Below are 14,595 nucleotides of genomic sequence, written 5' to 3'. Positions count from 1 at the left end.
GTCGCGATCGCTCCCTCAACAATGGCAATGGCGCAGGTTATCGCCGGCGATCGCCTGAACTTAAATGGCCGCGACTATGCAGTGGCTTGGCAGCAGTGGCGCGATGACCAAAATCAACTGCGCATAGGGATTAGCGATGGTGGCCTTGCCAATCGCTTCGGGGTGCTCCTTGGGGATACTACAGACCCGTTTCAGCAACCAGTGGCTTGGTTTCAGCCGCAATTTAGCCCCTTGGCGGTGCGCTTTAGCCCCAACGGCATGTATCGCTACTTGGACATTACACCGTGGATTGAGCAATATCAGTGGCAGGTGCAACCCCAAGGCAATACGCTCCAGATCAGTACCCCCCCGGCACGGATTCTCAGTTGGCGGCAGGGACGACAACCTTGGGGCGATCGCTGGGTCTTTGAATTGGATCGCCCTACCCCTTGGCAAGTGAATCGGCTCACCTTTAGTCGTACTGGTCTCGCTCCCCGCGATCTTAGCCTGACGATTGAGGCGACGGGACAGTTGGCCACGATTCCCAATGTCAAAATTACAGCTACCCCCAATCGCACAGTCTTGGAAACACAAATTCCTAGCACAACTCGCCCAGTGGCCTCAATGCTGCTCAATCCACCGCGTCTGGTGATTGATTTTCGCAGGGATGCGCCCCCCCCGCGTACGATTCAATGGGCACCGGGGCTACGTTGGCAACAGCAAACCGTTACCCTCGGCAGTCGTCAGTTTCCTGTGGATCTGCTGATCATTAACCCTCAGCAGCCGGGGCTGCGTCTGCGTCCCCTCGGCATGACCCCCACAACCTTGGTGGGCTTAGCAACGGTGCCCGAACTGGCTCAACGCTGGCAAGCCGCAGCCGCCATTAATGCTGGATTCTTTAATCGCGATCGCCAAGCTCCCTTGGGGGCCATTCGCAGTGAGGGCAACTGGCTCTCAGGTCCGATTCTCAATCGCGGTGCCATTGGCTGGGACGATCGCGGCCAGGTGGTTGTCGGTCGCCTTAGTTTGCAGCAGCGGGTGAGGACGCCGGCCGGTACGGTGCCCATTGTCACGTTCAATTCTGGCTATGTCCAAGCCGGTCTTGCCCTTTATACCCCCAGTTGGGGCGCGAGCTACCAAGGGAAAACGGGCAGCGAAGTGGTGATTACGGTGCGCAATCAGCAGGTGGTGGGGCAGCAACCGATCAATAACAATCAAGCGATTCCTATTCCCGCAGATGGCTTTCTACTGGTGGCGCGTAACTTTAATTCCGCCTTGGCAAACTTCCCACCGGGAGCTTCCGTGCAACTGGAAACCACGGCTGTGCCCGCTGTTTTTAATAGCATTCCCAATATTGTTGGTGCAGGTCCCCTACTGGTGGATCAGGGGCGAGTGGTCTTGAATGCGGCACTGGAGCAATTTGGAGCGGGTTTAGATGCGCAGGCAGCCCCCCGCAGTGCCATGGGCAATCGCAATGATGGCAGCATTGTCTGGGTCGCCACCCACAACCGTGTTGGGGGTATGGGGCCAACCCTCGCCGAATGGGCACAAATTGTCCGCCAGTTGGGCTTGATCAATGCCGTCAATCTGGATGGTGGCAGTTCCACGGCTCTCTACATTGGTGGGGTCTTGGTGGATCGCCATTCGGTGACAACGACGCGGGTGAACAACGCCATTGGTGTCTTTTGGCAGCCAACCCCCTAGAGATAGGCCAAGGGATCGCTGGGTTCACCGTTCAGGCGCACTTCAAAGTGGAGGTGGGGGCCTGTTGAGAGTCCCGTCGAGCCAACCTCAGCAATGGGCTGTCCCTGCTGCACAAATTCACCTTCCCGTACGAGCAATCGCTGGGCATGGGCATAGAGGGTTGTCATGCCGCCGCCATGATCCAGAATCACAGTTTGGCCGTAGCCCCCTGACCAACCGGCAAAGATCACGGTGCCCGCTTCAGCAGCAAAGATGAGGGTGCCAAAATCAGCACCAAAGTCCACACCAGCATGAAATCGCCGTGTGCCTAAAATTGGGTGAATCCGCCACCCAAAGGGACTGGTCAGCGGTGCTTGAATGGGGTAGGCAAGACGACCACTGCGGGGAAGGGGTGGGGCGCCCCTAGGGACATAACCGAGGCGTTGGTTAATGAGCTGCTGAATGGCGGCACTATCACGGGCGAGTTGGGCTTCAATGGAGGCAAGGGCTTGGCGATCGCTCCGTAGGCGAGCAATGAGTTGCCGTTGGTTTGCAGCTTCGCGCTCATAGATGGCCTGTTGCTGTTGCAGTTGTTGGCGTAGGGCTTGAATGAAGCGCTGTTGCACTTGAATTTGTCGCTCCTGCTGCTGAAGTCGCTCGCGATCGCGAACCAAGGCGGCCAAGTGCTGGCGATCGCGCTCATAGACTTGACGCAGACGCCCCTGCTGCTCAAACCAGTCATTGAGCGTTTCCGCTTCAAAGATCATTGCCCACTGGGGAATCTCACGGTAGCGTTGGAGCCGCCGCAGGCGATCGCTAATCACGGCCACACTGGCTTCGTAGCGCTGGCTGAGGGTTTGTTGCTGTTCCTTGAGGTCTTTGAGCAGTTTTTCCGCTGCTTGCAGGCGATCGCTGGCCGCCATTAATTGCTGCGTTGTCGTATCCACATTGGTTTCCAAACTCTCAAGGCGATCGCTCGCCGCTGCCTCAAGGCGTTCGAGTTGTTGACGCTGCTGACCCACCGCCTGCTGGTGCTGCTGATGTTGTTGGATCACCCGCTGCCAATACGCCAAGTTTTGGGAGGGCGCCGTTGCCCAAGCCGCCAAAGTCACGCCTAGCATCACTAGCAGCCCAAGGCAAAGGTATAGCCCGTCGCGGTATTGCTTTGGCATTGACCTTCCCCAACACCACCCTACAAAAATACCTTCAAAAATTACGCTGCCGTGAGTCGCATTATCCAACCTTTGCTGCCTGCTGCAGAAAGCGAATCGCCCACTGCGGATGGCCGCCCCAATGGAGATGGAGATAACTGGCGTGGAGTTGAGAACTGCCCCAGCCCTCGGCTTGACCGTCCAATTGCCACAGCGGCGTTGGCGGCGACACACTCAAACAGGAATAGTGAAATTCATGGCCTTGAACCCTCTCTCCTGCCCGCAGACACACCGTTGTTTGCAAAGCCGTGGCTTGGCGATAGCCGAGGGTGAGTTTTCTACCCATGTGGGCAACCGTCGGCAAGTATCCCACCAAAGGATAGTAGTGTCCCTCGCAGGTTTGGATGCCTTGGCTGAGGTACATGAGGCCACCACACTCGGCATAGAGGCCTAAGCCCCCTTCAATGGCCTGCCGCAGTGATTCAAGGAACGAGTGATTCGCCGCTAGCTCTGGGGCAAACACCTCTGGAAAGCCACCCCCTAGGATCAACCCCTGTAGACCGGTGGGCAAGTGGGCATCCCGCAGGGGTGAGACCGGAATTAACGTTGCCCCTAAAGCGTGGAGCAGATCAAGGGTGTCAGCGTAGTAAAACTGAAAGGCGGCATCTTGGGCAATGCCAAGGGTGACTGGAGTCAGGGGGGAAACGCTAAAAGGGGGGGCTGCGGGGGTGGGGGCTGGGGCAAGGAGTGGCGTGAGGCGCTCCCAGTCAAAATAGGTGTTTCCTAAATGGGCAAGGCGATCGCCGAGGTGCTGAAATTCCCCTGATTCGTGGGGCGGCACTAAGCCGAGGTGGCGACTGGGGAGTGCCAAGGCCTGATCGCGATAGATGATGCCGAGAATGGGCACCCCAAGGGGGGCAAGGGCAGCTTCTAACATTTGCCGATGGCGATCGCTGGCCACGCGATTTAAGACCACGCCGGCAATCTGGAGGGAGGGATCATAGTGGCAAAAGCCATAGACCAAGGCCGCCACCGAAGCTGCCTGTTTTTGCACATCCAAAACCAGTAGGATGGGAGCCTGCAAGAGTTGGGCAATGTGTGCCGTACTGCCCTCATGGCTGCCCCCTCGGCCATCAAACAGCCCCATCACCCCCTCAATGAGCACTGCATCCATCCCCTGACTGTAATAGCCCACACAGGCGCGGACATAGTCAGCACTGGTCAAGACCACGTCAAGGTTACGGCAAGGCCGGCCACTGATAGCACTGTGAAACAGGGGATCAATGTAGTCAGGCCCCACCTTAAATGTTTGGACGCGCTGCCCCCGTGCCGTTAAGGCTGCATTCAAGGCCAAAGCAACCGTTGTTTTGCCGACACCACTGCGATCGCCCGCTATCACCAATGCCATCGTTAATCCCGTTCCCCAAGAAAAATCAATCTATGGCCACAATCCATCGCAATGCCTGCATTTCAGGGAGATTCCCTGCCCCAGCCGCCGTGAGAGCGCCCCCCACCCCTGTAAGATAGGAGACTAAGCGTGCAGTCAACAGTTGGGTCAGGGTCTATGACAGCGGTAACTTCGGTGCCCAGTTTCTGTGAAGGAATCCAGTATTTCGGCGACGATTGGCCAGATTGGCAACGGTATGGTCAAAGCCCCCTCCTCAATGACCAACAGAGCACCCTCACAGACTTAGACACCCCTGCGGCTGCCTATCAAACGCTCCTCTATGCCGACGCCCTGCGCTATCTAATTTTACAGATGACCGGCAGTAAAGCCTCAGGTCACCCCGGCGGGTTTGCCAGCCAAGCGGAAGCTTATGCCGCCCTAGTAATGCTGGGGCACAAGAACATCATCACCGAAGTAGGGCACCACGCCCCCGGCTTTTATGCCGCCCTGTTCTTGGATCGCTCCCTAGAAAAAATGGGTATTTATACGGTTCAAGACCTGCGCGATCGCTTCCGCGAAAAACATGGCCTCCTTGGCCACCTCTCTGGCTATATTCCGGGGGTTCTGGCCCCCGCTGGTCCCCTCGGACAGGGGCAGCACTTTGCCATGGCCGCCGCTTGGTTGCACCGCCAAACCCTCTTTCCCTGCACCTTGGGGGATGGTGGCCTAGGGGAACCCTATGTGATGAGCAGTATGGCCCACTTCCACACCGCTTTTCCTGAGGTGACCAACTTCCTGCCCATCCTCGTGTGGAACGGCTTTAGCCAAGAGCACCACAGTATGGTCTCCCGCAAAACCAATCCCGAAATGATGGCCTACTGGCACGGCAATGGCTTCCAAGAGGTGGTGCTGGTGGATGCCAAGGACTTTGACGACAGCGACCAAGAAGGGGATTACGTTGATAGCACGCTCTTTTCCTTTGGTCAGCGATTGGCCTTCATGCAGGCGGTGCTCAAGGGGGTACAGGAGGCGGCGCGATCGGCCCTCTCCGGCAAGTTAACGGTTTTTATCCTCAAACAACTGAAGGGCGCTGGCGTGCATGCCAAGGGGGCAAAATCCCACAATCTCTACGCCCAGCACACCCTCGACAACCCTGATATTGTCAATGCTCTCAAAGCCCGTGCCCTTTCCCCCGCTGCTTGGGAACTGGTGCGCCAAAACTGTGTTGCTGCGGCCGGTGGGCCAGCGGCGGAGGTGGTGGTTACTGAGCAGGTCTTAGATTTACCGCCCCTTGGGGAGATTGCCCTTGAGGCCTATGCCTTGGGGGAAAACAAAGTAGCCACAACGGCGATGGGGCGCATGGTGGCAGAAGTGGGACAGCGCGATCGCCGCTATCTGGTCACGAATGCCGATGGCAATGAGGCCTCTGGCATTGGCAACATCAACCAAGCCCTGAAGATCATTCACCCGACCACGGATCCCCTCTACAACCAAGTGCCCAATGGCCAAGTCTATGAACCCCTGAGCGAAGATGCCTGTGCGGGTCTGGCGGCAGGGCTGTGCTTGATGGGGAGCCGCAGCCTTTGGTGCTCCTACGAATCCTTTGCCATTAACGGCCTTCCCATTTGGCAAACGGTTACCCAAGCCATGGCTGAACTCCGTCGTCCCACACCCGCCACAGTGACCCTTTATACTGCGGGTGCCCTTGAGCAGGGGCGCAATGGCTGGACGCACCAACGCCCGGAAATTGAAGCCTACTACGCTGCCCTATTGCGCAATGGCAATGTCTTTGTCCTCTTTCCGCCGGATGCCAACAGCATTCAAGTGTGCTATCGCTGGGCACTCACAGCACAAAACAAGGGAATTGCCATCTTTGCCAGTAAAACACCCCTACCGGTGCGCACCACCTTTGCCCAAACCGAACAGGCCCTTGATGACGGTGCAGTAACCCTCTACGAGTCTGCCGCTGGTCGTGCCACATTGGTACTGGCGGTGCTGGGGGACATGATTTTGCAACCCGTGTATAATGCCCTGCCCCAGTTGGAGCAGCTTGGCTATCGGGTGCGGATTGTCTCGGTGATCAATCCCCGGCGACTGTACCGCCCCACGGATGTTGCTTGGCAAACCTGTGCTGAACCCGATGGTGGTTTTGCCGATGAGGCCACCTTCCAACGACTTTTTGGTGGTGATGCCCTTTTGGGAGTCACGGGCGGCCCTGCGGCACTGTTGGAGCCAATTCTTTTGCGTGCCACCTGTCCCCGCGATGTGTTGGCTTGGCAACGGGGAGAAACGACGGCTAGCCCCGCCGAACTCATGGCCTACAATGGCCTCACCCCCGAAGCGATTTGCGATCGCGCCCGTTCACTCCTGAAGTAAGTGCCCATGACTGCCGCCCATCAAAAAGCCCGTGCCCTCAAGCCCGGTAGCCCCCGCCCCGCCAAGGCGCTGTGCAGTGAGTGTGGTCTCTGCGACACCTACTATATCCACTACGTCAAGGAGGCCTGCGCCTTCCTCAATCAGCAGTTTGAGACTCTCGAGCAGCAAAGTCATGGCCGTGCCCGTGATCTTGACAATTGGGACGAGTGCTACTTTGGCGTTCACCAGCAGATGATAGCGGCTCGCAAAACCGAACCCATTGCGGGGGCGCAGTGGACGGGCATCGTCAGCAGTATTGCCATTGCCATGTTGGAGTCGGGACGGGTCGAGGGCGTTGTCTGCGTTCAAAATAGCGAAAGCGATCGCTTTACCCCCAAGCCCGTGATTGCCCGCACTCGTGAAGAGATTCTGGCCGCTCGCGTCAATAAACCGACCCTGTCTCCCAATCTATCGGTTCTCGAGCAGGTGGAGCAATGCGGCCTCAAACGCCTGTTGGTGATTGGGGTTGGCTGTCAAATTCAGGCGCTGCGAGCGGTACAGGACAAACTGGGTCTTGAAAAGCTCTACGTCCTGGGCACTCCCTGCGTGGACAATGTCACCCGTGCGGGTCTGCAAAAATTCCTTAAAACCACCAGCCGATCGCCCGAAACCGTGATTTACTACGAATTCATGCAGGACTTTCGGGTGCATTTCAAGCACAGCGACGGCTCCACAGAGACGGTGCCCTTCTTTGGCCTCAAAACGAATCAACTCAAGGATGTCTTTGCCCCCTCGTGTATGAGTTGCTTTGACTACGTGAATGGCCTTGCCGATCTGGTCGTGGGCTACATGGGCGCCCCCTTTGGTTGGCAGTGGCTGGTGGTGCGCAATGAGCTTGGCCAAGAAATGCTTGACCTCGTGCGCGATCAATTGGAAACGCAGCCCGTTACGAGTGCCGGCGATCGCCACGCTGCCGTGCAACAAAGCATTCCTGCCTACGATAAAGGCGTCACGCTCCCCATGTGGGCGGCGAAACTAGTCGGCCTAGTAATTGAGCGCATTGGTCCCAAAGGGCTTGAATATGCCCGCTTTTCCATTGACTCCCACTTCACCCGCAACTATCTCTATGTGCGGCGCAACTATCCCCAAAAACTGGCTGCTCACGTGCCCCCCTTTGCCAAAAAAATTGTTGATCAGTATCAACTCCCTGCTCAATAATCGCGACAAAAAAGCCCCCCTGTGGGGAGCGATATTTGGACTTATCACTAGAGAGGTTTAGGAGCGACCTGTTTAGGCTTCAATGCTTGGGGCAATCATCGCCACAGGAGCCGATTCACCGCTTGCCAAGTCGAGGGGGAAGTTGTGGGCATTGCGTTCGTGCATCACCTCAATACCAATGTTGGCGCGGTTGATGATGTCGGCCCAAGTATTGATGACATTCCCTTGCGCATCCACAACGGAGTGGTTGAAGTTGAAGCCATTGAGGTTAAAGGCCATCGTGCTAATGCCAAGGGCAGCAAACCAGATACCCACCACTGGCCAAGCGGCGAGGAAGAAGTGCAGCGAGCGGCTGTTGTTGAAACTGGCGTATTGGAAGATCAGGCGCCCAAAGTAACCGTGAGCCGCCACGATGTTGTAGGTTTCTTCCTCTTGACCGAACTTGTAGCCGTAGTTGGTGGACTCGGTTTCTGTAGTTTCACGGATCAGGCTGGAGGTTACCAGCGAACCGTGCATGGCAGAGAAGAGGGCACCGCCAAAGACGCCAGCCACACCCAGCATGTGGAAGGGATGCATCAGGATATTGTGCTCCGCTTGGAACACAATCATAAAATTGAACGTACCAGAAACCCCCAGCATCAAGCCATCAGAAAAGCTACCTTGACCAATGGGGTAGATCAACAGCACGGCAGTGGCGGCGGAAACGGGCGCAGAGTAAGCGACCGGAATCCAAGGGCGCATGCCAAGACGGTAGCTGAGTTCCCATTGGCGACCCATGTAGGCAAAGATACCGATAAGGAAGTGGAAAATAATCAGTTGGTAAGGGCCGCCATTGTAGAGCCACTCATCCAGAGAAGCAGCATCCCAAATGGGGTAGAGGTGCAAGCCAATGGCATTAGAGGAGGGTACCACTGAGGCTGTAATGAGGTTGTTGCCATAGAGCAAGGAGCCAGAGACAGGCTCACGGATGCCATCAATATCCACGGGGGGCGCCGCAATAAAGGCAATGACAAAGCAAATCGTTGCGGCAAGGAGCGTCGGGATCATGATTACCCCAAACCAGCCAATATAAAGGCGGTTTTCGGTGCTGGTAATCCAATCACAAAAACGCTCCCACAGATTCGCTGTCTGACGACGTTGCAGAACTGTAGTCATAGTCGTTATGAATCTATGAATAACAACAGAACTTAAGCAGCAGCAATGAACGCTGCAAGCTCTTATTTATTGATTATATGGTTATATTTCTGAACAGCAAGAGGTTTGAGGTCAACTTTTACAGAATCAAAAAACCTTTATCTATCCATTGACTTTTATCAATCTTTTAGATTGACGTTGGGCGGGTAGCAGCGTCTCTGAGACTTGGTTTTTTACCGTGTTGAGCGTGTTAATGCCTGTGGGCTATAACGCAATAAAAAACCGCCCCTAGTGCAGGAGCGGCTGTGTCAAAGTTCAGCAGATGAGCGTTACTTAGCCGTTGATGCTGGGAGCAATCATGGCCACAGGAGCAGACTCAGCGCTGGCCAAGTCGAGGGGGAAGTTGTGAGCATTGCGCTCGTGCATCACTTCCATACCCAAGTTGGCACGGTTGATGATGTCAGCCCAAGTGTTGATCACGTTGCCCTTGGCATCAATGACCGAGTGGTTGAAGTTAAACCCGTTGAGGTTGAAGGCCATCGTGCTGATACCCAGAGCGGTGAACCAAACCCCGACCACAGGCCAAGCGGCGAGGAAGAAGTGCAGCGCACGGCTGTTGTTGAAGCTGGCGTATTGGAAGATCAAGCGACCAAAGTAACCGTGGGCAGCCACGATGTTGTAGGTTTCTTCCTCTTGACCAAACTTGTAGCCGTAGTTGGTGGATTCCGTTTCGGTGGTTTCACGGATCAGGCTGGAGGTCACCAGCGAACCGTGCATGGCGGAAAACAGTGCGCCACCAAAGACACCGGCCACACCCAATTGGTGGAAGGGGTGCATGAGGATGTTGTGCTCAGCTTGGAACACAATCATGAAGTTGAAGGTACCGGAGATACCCAGGGGCATCCCGTCAGAGAAGCTGCCTTGACCAATGGGGTAGATCAAGAAGACCGCAAAGGCAGAGGCCAAGGGGGCAGAGTAGGCCACGCAGATCCAAGGCCGCATGCCAAGACGGTAGCTGAGTTCCCACTGGCGACCCATGTAGCAGGAGGCACCCAATAGGAAGTGGAAGACAATCAACTGGTAGGGGCCACCATTGTAGAGCCACTCATCAAGGGAAGCAGCTTCCCAAATGGGGTAGAAGTGCAAGCCAATGGCGTTGCTGGTGGGCACCACTGCACCGGTGATGATGTTGTTGCCATAGAGCAAGGAGCCAGAAACAGGCTCACGAATGCCATCGATGTCCACAGGGGGAGCAGCGATGAAAGCAATCACAAAGCAAATGGTTGCGGCCAGCAGGGTGGGGATCATAATCACACCGAACCAGCCCACATAGAGGCGGTTATCGGTGCTGGTCACCCAGTTACAAAACCGCTCCCACAAATTCGCGCTTTCGCGACGTTGGAGAGTTGTGGTCATAGTCGTGATAAGTCCAAATATATTTCCCGTTACAAACCCTTGAAAACAGTTATAAACTGCAAGGGCTTAAGCATTAACTTAATATTTGCCCCAAGGGATCGGGGAGAGGCCTAAATTATTGTTAGTAAAGCTAAATAAGTAGTTGTATTTATTTATTTTTCTTAATGATTTTATTTCCATTGATTGCGAGCGATCGCCCCCCCTGAGGACAAGCTCAAGGGTTAAGATGTTTTAAGCAACCGTGTTTAGGGCAGAGCCTTCCCATGCGCGTAATTTTAATGACTGGCAAAGGTGGTGTTGGTAAAACCTCAGTGGCGGCAGCAACGGGGTTACGCTGTGCTGAGTTGGGGTACAAAACGCTGGTGCTGAGCACCGATCCTGCCCACTCCCTTGCCGATAGTTTTGACCTCGAATTGGGGCATGTGCCTGTGCCTGTGGCCAAAAATCTCTGGGGAGCCGAACTGGACGCCCTCATGGAACTAGAGGACAATTGGGGCGCTGTCAAACGCTACATTACCCAAGTCTTGCAAGCACGCGGGCTAGAGGGCGTTCAAGCCGAGGAACTGGCAATTTTGCCGGGGATGGATGAAATTTTTGCCCTTGTGCGCATGAAACGCCACTATGACGAAGGCCAATACGATGTCTTAATTATTGACTCTGCCCCCACAGGCACAGCACTGCGGCTGTTGAGCCTACCCGAGGTGAGCGGCTGGTATATGCGTCGTTTCTATAAGCCTTTGCAGCGGATGTCTGTGGCCTTGCGACCGATTGTGGAGCCAATTTTCAAGCCCTTGGTGGGGTTCTCTTTGCCCGATCAAGAGGTGATGGATGCGCCCTATGAATTCTATGAGCAGATTGAAGCCCTTGAAAAAGTCCTCACCGACAACACCCAAACCTCAGTGCGCTTGGTCACCAATCCAGAAAAGATGGTCATTAAGGAGTCGCTGCGCGCCCATGCCTATCTCAGCCTCTATAACGTGGCCACCGACTTAGTCATTGCAAACCGTATTCTGCCGAACACGGTACAGGATCCCTTCTTTGCCCGCTGGAAAGAAATGCAGCAGCAATACCGTCAAGAAATTCACGACAATTTCCGCCCGCTACCGGTGAAGGAAGTGCCCCTGTTTGCTGAGGAACTCTGTGGTTTGGCGGCACTGCACCGCCTGAAGGAGACCCTCTACGCTGATGAAGATCCAGCTCAGGTCTATTACCAAGAGCAAACGATTCGGGTGGTGCCCAGTGATGGCCAGTACAGCCTTGAACTCTATCTACCGGGGGTACCCAAGGAAAAAATTGAACTGAACAAGACGGCAGATGAGTTGAATATCCGCATTGGTAACCATCGTCGTAATATGGTGCTCCCCCAAGGATTAGCAGCACTGCAACCGGTGGGCGCGAAAATGGAGGCGGACTACCTGAAAATCCGCTTTGCTAGTGCCACCAGTGGCTAATGCGGCTAATCAATGATTGATGAGACTTGCCACTGTGACAACAACTGGGCTGGCGATCGCCACCACCAATCTGACTAAAGTTTATCGTTCTGGCCATCACGAGACCCCTGTTCTTCAGGGCATTAACCTGCAAGTCCAGCGCGGTCATATCCATCTGCTAATGGGACCTTCGGGTTCGGGGAAAACCACCCTGCTCTCGATTTTGGCCGGCATTCTTGCCCCCACCAGTGGCCAAGTGGTTGTCTTAGGCCAAGAGATTACGCAACTGTCCAAGGCTGCACTGGCAAAATTTCGGCTGCAAAATATTGGCTTTGTCTTTCAGAGTTTTAATCTTTTCCCCGCCTTGACCGCACTGGAAAATGTTGAAATTGCCCTCAATCTTAAGGGCATTAAAGGTAAAAAAGCGAAGGAACAGGCAGCAGCGCTTCTCAAGGCCGTTGGCTTGGGCGATCGCCTTAACTTTGTGCCCGCAAATCTTTCTGGGGGTCAGAAACAGCGGGTGGCCATTGCCCGTGCCCTAGCGGGTGAGCCGCAGATTATTTTTGCCGATGAACCGACGGCTTCCCTAGATTCCCAAAATGGCCAACAGGTGATCAAAATTCTCTACAAGCTAGCAAAGCAAAAAGGCTGCACAGTGTTGATTGTTACCCATGATCCACGGATTACAGCCATTGCCGATCGCCTCACCAAAATCGAAGATGGCAAAATCAGCGACGGTTAAGCCTGTTCCCGTTGTCCCCAGCGTTCCCAAAGGAGTTGCAGCGTCAGCGCCACGAGACCCACGGCAATAATGCTAAAGACCCCCGTTGCGAGGGTACACAAGCCCACCACAAGGGTGCGCACGGCCACGGCCAAGCTATAAACCAGTTGATTGTGGTAGCTCACTGCGTGAGTGGCAAAGACGTAGGCGATCGCCCCTGTTAGCCGATAAAGGAGAATCCCCAAGGTGCCGGCAATGAGCGCACCGCTTAAACAGCGTAATGGGTTAGTTTTTGGGGGGAGAAGGGTCATGGACGGTATTCACCTTTGTGAGCCGATGATTCCAGAATACGGTAGCCAATGTCACGACGATAGTAGCAGTCAGCAAATTCAATAGCGCTGACGCCAGCATAGGCCTTGGCTTGAGCCGTGGCAAAATCAGGAGCCAAAGCGGTAATGTTCAATACCCGACCGCCATTGGTGTACCATTGCCCTTCCTGCCAGCGCGTTCCAGCATGGAAAACGAGAACCCCCTGCGCGATCGCTGCGGGAATACCCTGAATCACATCCCCCTTGCGGTAACTCCCCGGATAGCCCCCCGCCGCCATCACGACGGATAGAGCCACCTCATTGCGCCATTGCAACGCTCCCAAACTGGCTAAGCGTCCCTCGACACAGGCCAAGAGCACCTCAATCAGAGGGGTTTCCAAGAGGGGGAGGACGACTTGGGTTTCAGGATCACCAAAGCGACAGTTAAATTCTACCACGTAGGGATCCCCTGCGGACGTCACCATCAGACCGGCATAGAGCACCCCACAATAGTGGATTCCCCGATCCTGCAACGCCCCAAGGGCAGGTTCAAGAATCGTCTGTTGAATTCGTTGCATTAACTCTGGTGTCACCCAAGGGACAGGGGCATAGACCCCCATTCCTCCAGTATTTGGACCTGTGTCCCCTTCGCCAATGCGCTTATGATCTTGGGCGGGCAGCAGCGGCAGAATGGTTTTGCCATCGGTAACGGCGAGTACGGAGACCTCTTGCCCCTCTAGTACTGATTCAATGACCACCTGTTGACCAGCGGCGCCAAATTCACCCCCAAAAATCCGCTCGAGGGCAGCGATCGCCTCCCCTTCGGTGGCCGCTACCGTCACTCCTTTACCTGCCGCTAAACCATCGGCCTTAATGACAATGGGTGCCCCTTGGGCTTGAACATAACGAGAGGCCGCCTCATAAGTGTCAAACACTGCTGCTTTGGCCGTAGGAATCTGAGCCGCCTCCATGAGCGCCTTTGCCCAAGCTTTACTGGCTTCAATTTGTGCCCCTGCTTGGCTAGGACCAAAGACAGGAATCTTTAGCGCCTGTAGGCGATCGGCCAAACCCACTGCCAAGGGAACCTCTGGCCCGACAACCACTAAATCAACGTTATTCTCTTTGGCAAATTCACCAATACCCGTGAGGTCGGTGGCTGCAATGGCCACATTCTCACACCGCTCCAGGCAGGCTGTGCCCCCATTCCCCGGCAGACAATAGACCTGTGTCACGCGAGGAGAATCGAGTAATTTCCAAGCGATCGCGTGCTCTCGACCACCACTGCCAACGACAACGACCTTCACAGATGCACTCCAAAAAGATAAGCCATATTTTGAAATCAATCTTCAGGAGACTATCAAGTTTATCAGTCAATAGGCAACGTTCTCTCCAAAGGTAAAATGATTGGCTTATTCCTTTGCAGAAGTATTGAACAACAGTTTGAAGAGGTAGGAAAAAGAGAAGAAATATTGTATTCTTCCCTTAAAAGATTAAAAAACAGTCAATTTACTATGGCATCTTTTGGAGCTATTGTCAAGTCTATTCTCAGGCGCCTCAGCCCTTGCGACTATCCCGTCCTGAACTCACAACTGCTCTTCAAAATCTGGCTGACGTACATTTTGGACGCCAGCTTAAACAGTATGAGAGCCTTGTTTTATCGGCTCAATCAGTCAGGAATAACAGCCGTTTTCACAAGGATGACGAGAAACAGTAGTCTGGCTATGGCGTAAAGTTACGTCCTATCAAGATATTGACCCGAATAGGAAACGGCTGTTCAGGTAGATATAGCTATTTCGAAAGGGAGTGAGATATT

Annotated in this window: 11 protein-coding genes; 5 read left to right on the top strand and 6 right to left on the bottom strand. The window is 54.7% G+C overall.

Features of this window, described 5'->3' with window-relative positions; translation table 11 throughout:
• The first annotated feature begins 27 nt into the window (after positions 1-27).
• Positions 28-1,683 carry a phosphodiester glycosidase family protein gene (locus M0644_RS08540; protein ID WP_286625338.1) on the top strand — a complete coding sequence of 552 codons (1,656 nt, stop codon included), beginning with the start codon at positions 28-30 and terminating at the stop codon, positions 1,681-1,683.
• Here M0644_RS08540 and M0644_RS08535 read toward each other — a convergent pair.
• Together M0644_RS08535 and M0644_RS08530 are read right to left on the bottom strand one after the other, a co-directional pair.
• Positions 1,680-2,834, bottom strand: coding sequence for a M23 family metallopeptidase (locus tag M0644_RS08535; protein ID WP_286625337.1), 1,155 nt, complete (start codon positions 2,832-2,834; stop codon positions 1,680-1,682). The two genes, M0644_RS08540 and M0644_RS08535, sit on opposite strands and share 4 nt — an antisense overlap.
• A 61-nt stretch (positions 2,835-2,895) precedes the next feature.
• A complete protein-coding gene (locus M0644_RS08530; RefSeq protein WP_286625336.1) occupies positions 2,896-4,221 on the bottom strand; it encodes a cobyrinate a,c-diamide synthase in 1,326 nt (441 codons plus the stop codon).
• Positions 4,222-4,377: 156 nt separating this feature from the next.
• Here M0644_RS08530 and M0644_RS08525 point away from each other — a divergent pair, with 156 nt between their 5' ends.
• Both M0644_RS08525 and M0644_RS08520 read left to right on the top strand, forming a co-directional pair.
• On the top strand, positions 4,378-6,576 hold the full coding sequence (locus M0644_RS08525; RefSeq protein ID WP_286625335.1) for a phosphoketolase: 2,199 nt from the start codon (positions 4,378-4,380) through the stop codon (positions 6,574-6,576).
• A gap of 6 nt (positions 6,577-6,582) precedes the next feature.
• On the top strand, positions 6,583-7,773 hold the full coding sequence (locus M0644_RS08520; RefSeq protein WP_190278035.1) for a Coenzyme F420 hydrogenase/dehydrogenase, beta subunit C-terminal domain: 1,191 nt from the start codon (positions 6,583-6,585) through the stop codon (positions 7,771-7,773).
• Between the two features lie 72 nt (positions 7,774-7,845).
• Here M0644_RS08520 and psbA (M0644_RS08515) read toward each other — a convergent pair whose 3' ends face one another.
• Together psbA (M0644_RS08515) and psbA (M0644_RS08510) are read right to left on the bottom strand one after the other, a co-directional pair.
• Positions 7,846-8,928 carry a photosystem II q(b) protein gene (psbA, locus tag M0644_RS08515; RefSeq protein ID WP_149819938.1) on the bottom strand — a complete coding sequence of 361 codons (1,083 nt, stop codon included), beginning with the start codon at positions 8,926-8,928 and terminating at the stop codon, positions 7,846-7,848.
• A 312-nt stretch (positions 8,929-9,240) separates the two neighbouring features.
• The gene (gene psbA, locus M0644_RS08510; protein ID WP_149819936.1) at positions 9,241-10,323 is read right to left on the bottom strand and encodes a photosystem II q(b) protein; all 1,083 of its coding nucleotides are present in this window, start codon (positions 10,321-10,323) and stop codon (positions 9,241-9,243) included.
• A 263-nt stretch (positions 10,324-10,586) separates the two neighbouring features.
• On the opposite strand from psbA (M0644_RS08510), the gene M0644_RS08505 reads away from it, so the two are divergent.
• Both M0644_RS08505 and M0644_RS08500 read left to right on the top strand, forming a co-directional pair.
• Positions 10,587-11,774: a TRC40/GET3/ArsA family transport-energizing ATPase gene (locus tag M0644_RS08505; protein ID WP_286625334.1), complete on the top strand. Its 1,188-nt coding sequence runs from the start codon at positions 10,587-10,589 to the stop codon at positions 11,772-11,774.
• 19 nt (positions 11,775-11,793) lie between these two features.
• Complete coding sequence (locus M0644_RS08500; protein WP_286649517.1) at positions 11,794-12,495, top strand: ABC transporter ATP-binding protein; 702 nt, start codon at positions 11,794-11,796, stop codon at positions 12,493-12,495.
• On the opposite strand, the gene M0644_RS08495 is transcribed toward M0644_RS08500, so the two are convergent.
• Entirely contained in the window at positions 12,492-12,785 is a 294-nt protein-coding gene (locus M0644_RS08495; RefSeq protein ID WP_286625332.1) for a DUF3082 domain-containing protein, read from the bottom strand. The two genes, M0644_RS08500 and M0644_RS08495, sit on opposite strands and share 4 nt — an antisense overlap.
• Complete coding sequence (purD, locus tag M0644_RS08490) at positions 12,782-14,086, bottom strand: phosphoribosylamine--glycine ligase (protein ID WP_286625329.1); 1,305 nt, start codon at positions 14,084-14,086, stop codon at positions 12,782-12,784. Before purD ends, M0644_RS08495 begins: the two co-directional genes overlap by 4 nt.
• Positions 14,087-14,595: the final 509 nt, after the last annotated feature.

The sequence above is a fragment of the Thermosynechococcus sp. B1 genome (assembly GCF_030322985.1).
Taxonomy (GTDB): domain Bacteria; phylum Cyanobacteriota; class Cyanobacteriia; order Thermosynechococcales; family Thermosynechococcaceae; genus Thermosynechococcus.
This window is presented reverse-complemented; position numbering and strand designations above follow the sequence as displayed.

Bases quoted from the DNA above. Each gene is read 5' to 3' on its own strand.
- psbA (WP_149819936.1), bottom strand. From the start codon at position 10,323: ATGACCACAACTCTCCAACGTCGCGAAAGCGCGAATTTGTGGGAGCGG.
- M0644_RS08525 (WP_286625335.1), top strand. From the start codon at position 4,378: ATGACAGCGGTAACTTCGGTGCCCAGTTTCTGTGAAGGAATCCAGTAT.
- M0644_RS08505 (WP_286625334.1), top strand. From the start codon at position 10,587: ATGCGCGTAATTTTAATGACTGGCAAAGGTGGTGTTGGTAAAACCTCA.
- M0644_RS08500 (WP_286649517.1), top strand. From the start codon at position 11,794: ATGAGACTTGCCACTGTGACAACAACTGGGCTGGCGATCGCCACCACC.
- M0644_RS08495 (WP_286625332.1), bottom strand. From the start codon at position 12,785: ATGACCCTTCTCCCCCCAAAAACTAACCCATTACGCTGTTTAAGCGGT.
- M0644_RS08530 (WP_286625336.1), bottom strand. From the start codon at position 4,221: ATGGCATTGGTGATAGCGGGCGATCGCAGTGGTGTCGGCAAAACAACG.
- M0644_RS08520 (WP_190278035.1), top strand. From the start codon at position 6,583: ATGACTGCCGCCCATCAAAAAGCCCGTGCCCTCAAGCCCGGTAGCCCC.
- psbA (WP_149819938.1), bottom strand. From the start codon at position 8,928: ATGACTACAGTTCTGCAACGTCGTCAGACAGCGAATCTGTGGGAGCGT.
- M0644_RS08535 (WP_286625337.1), bottom strand. From the start codon at position 2,834: ATGCCAAAGCAATACCGCGACGGGCTATACCTTTGCCTTGGGCTGCTA.
- M0644_RS08540 (WP_286625338.1), top strand. From the start codon at position 28: ATGGCGCAGGTTATCGCCGGCGATCGCCTGAACTTAAATGGCCGCGAC.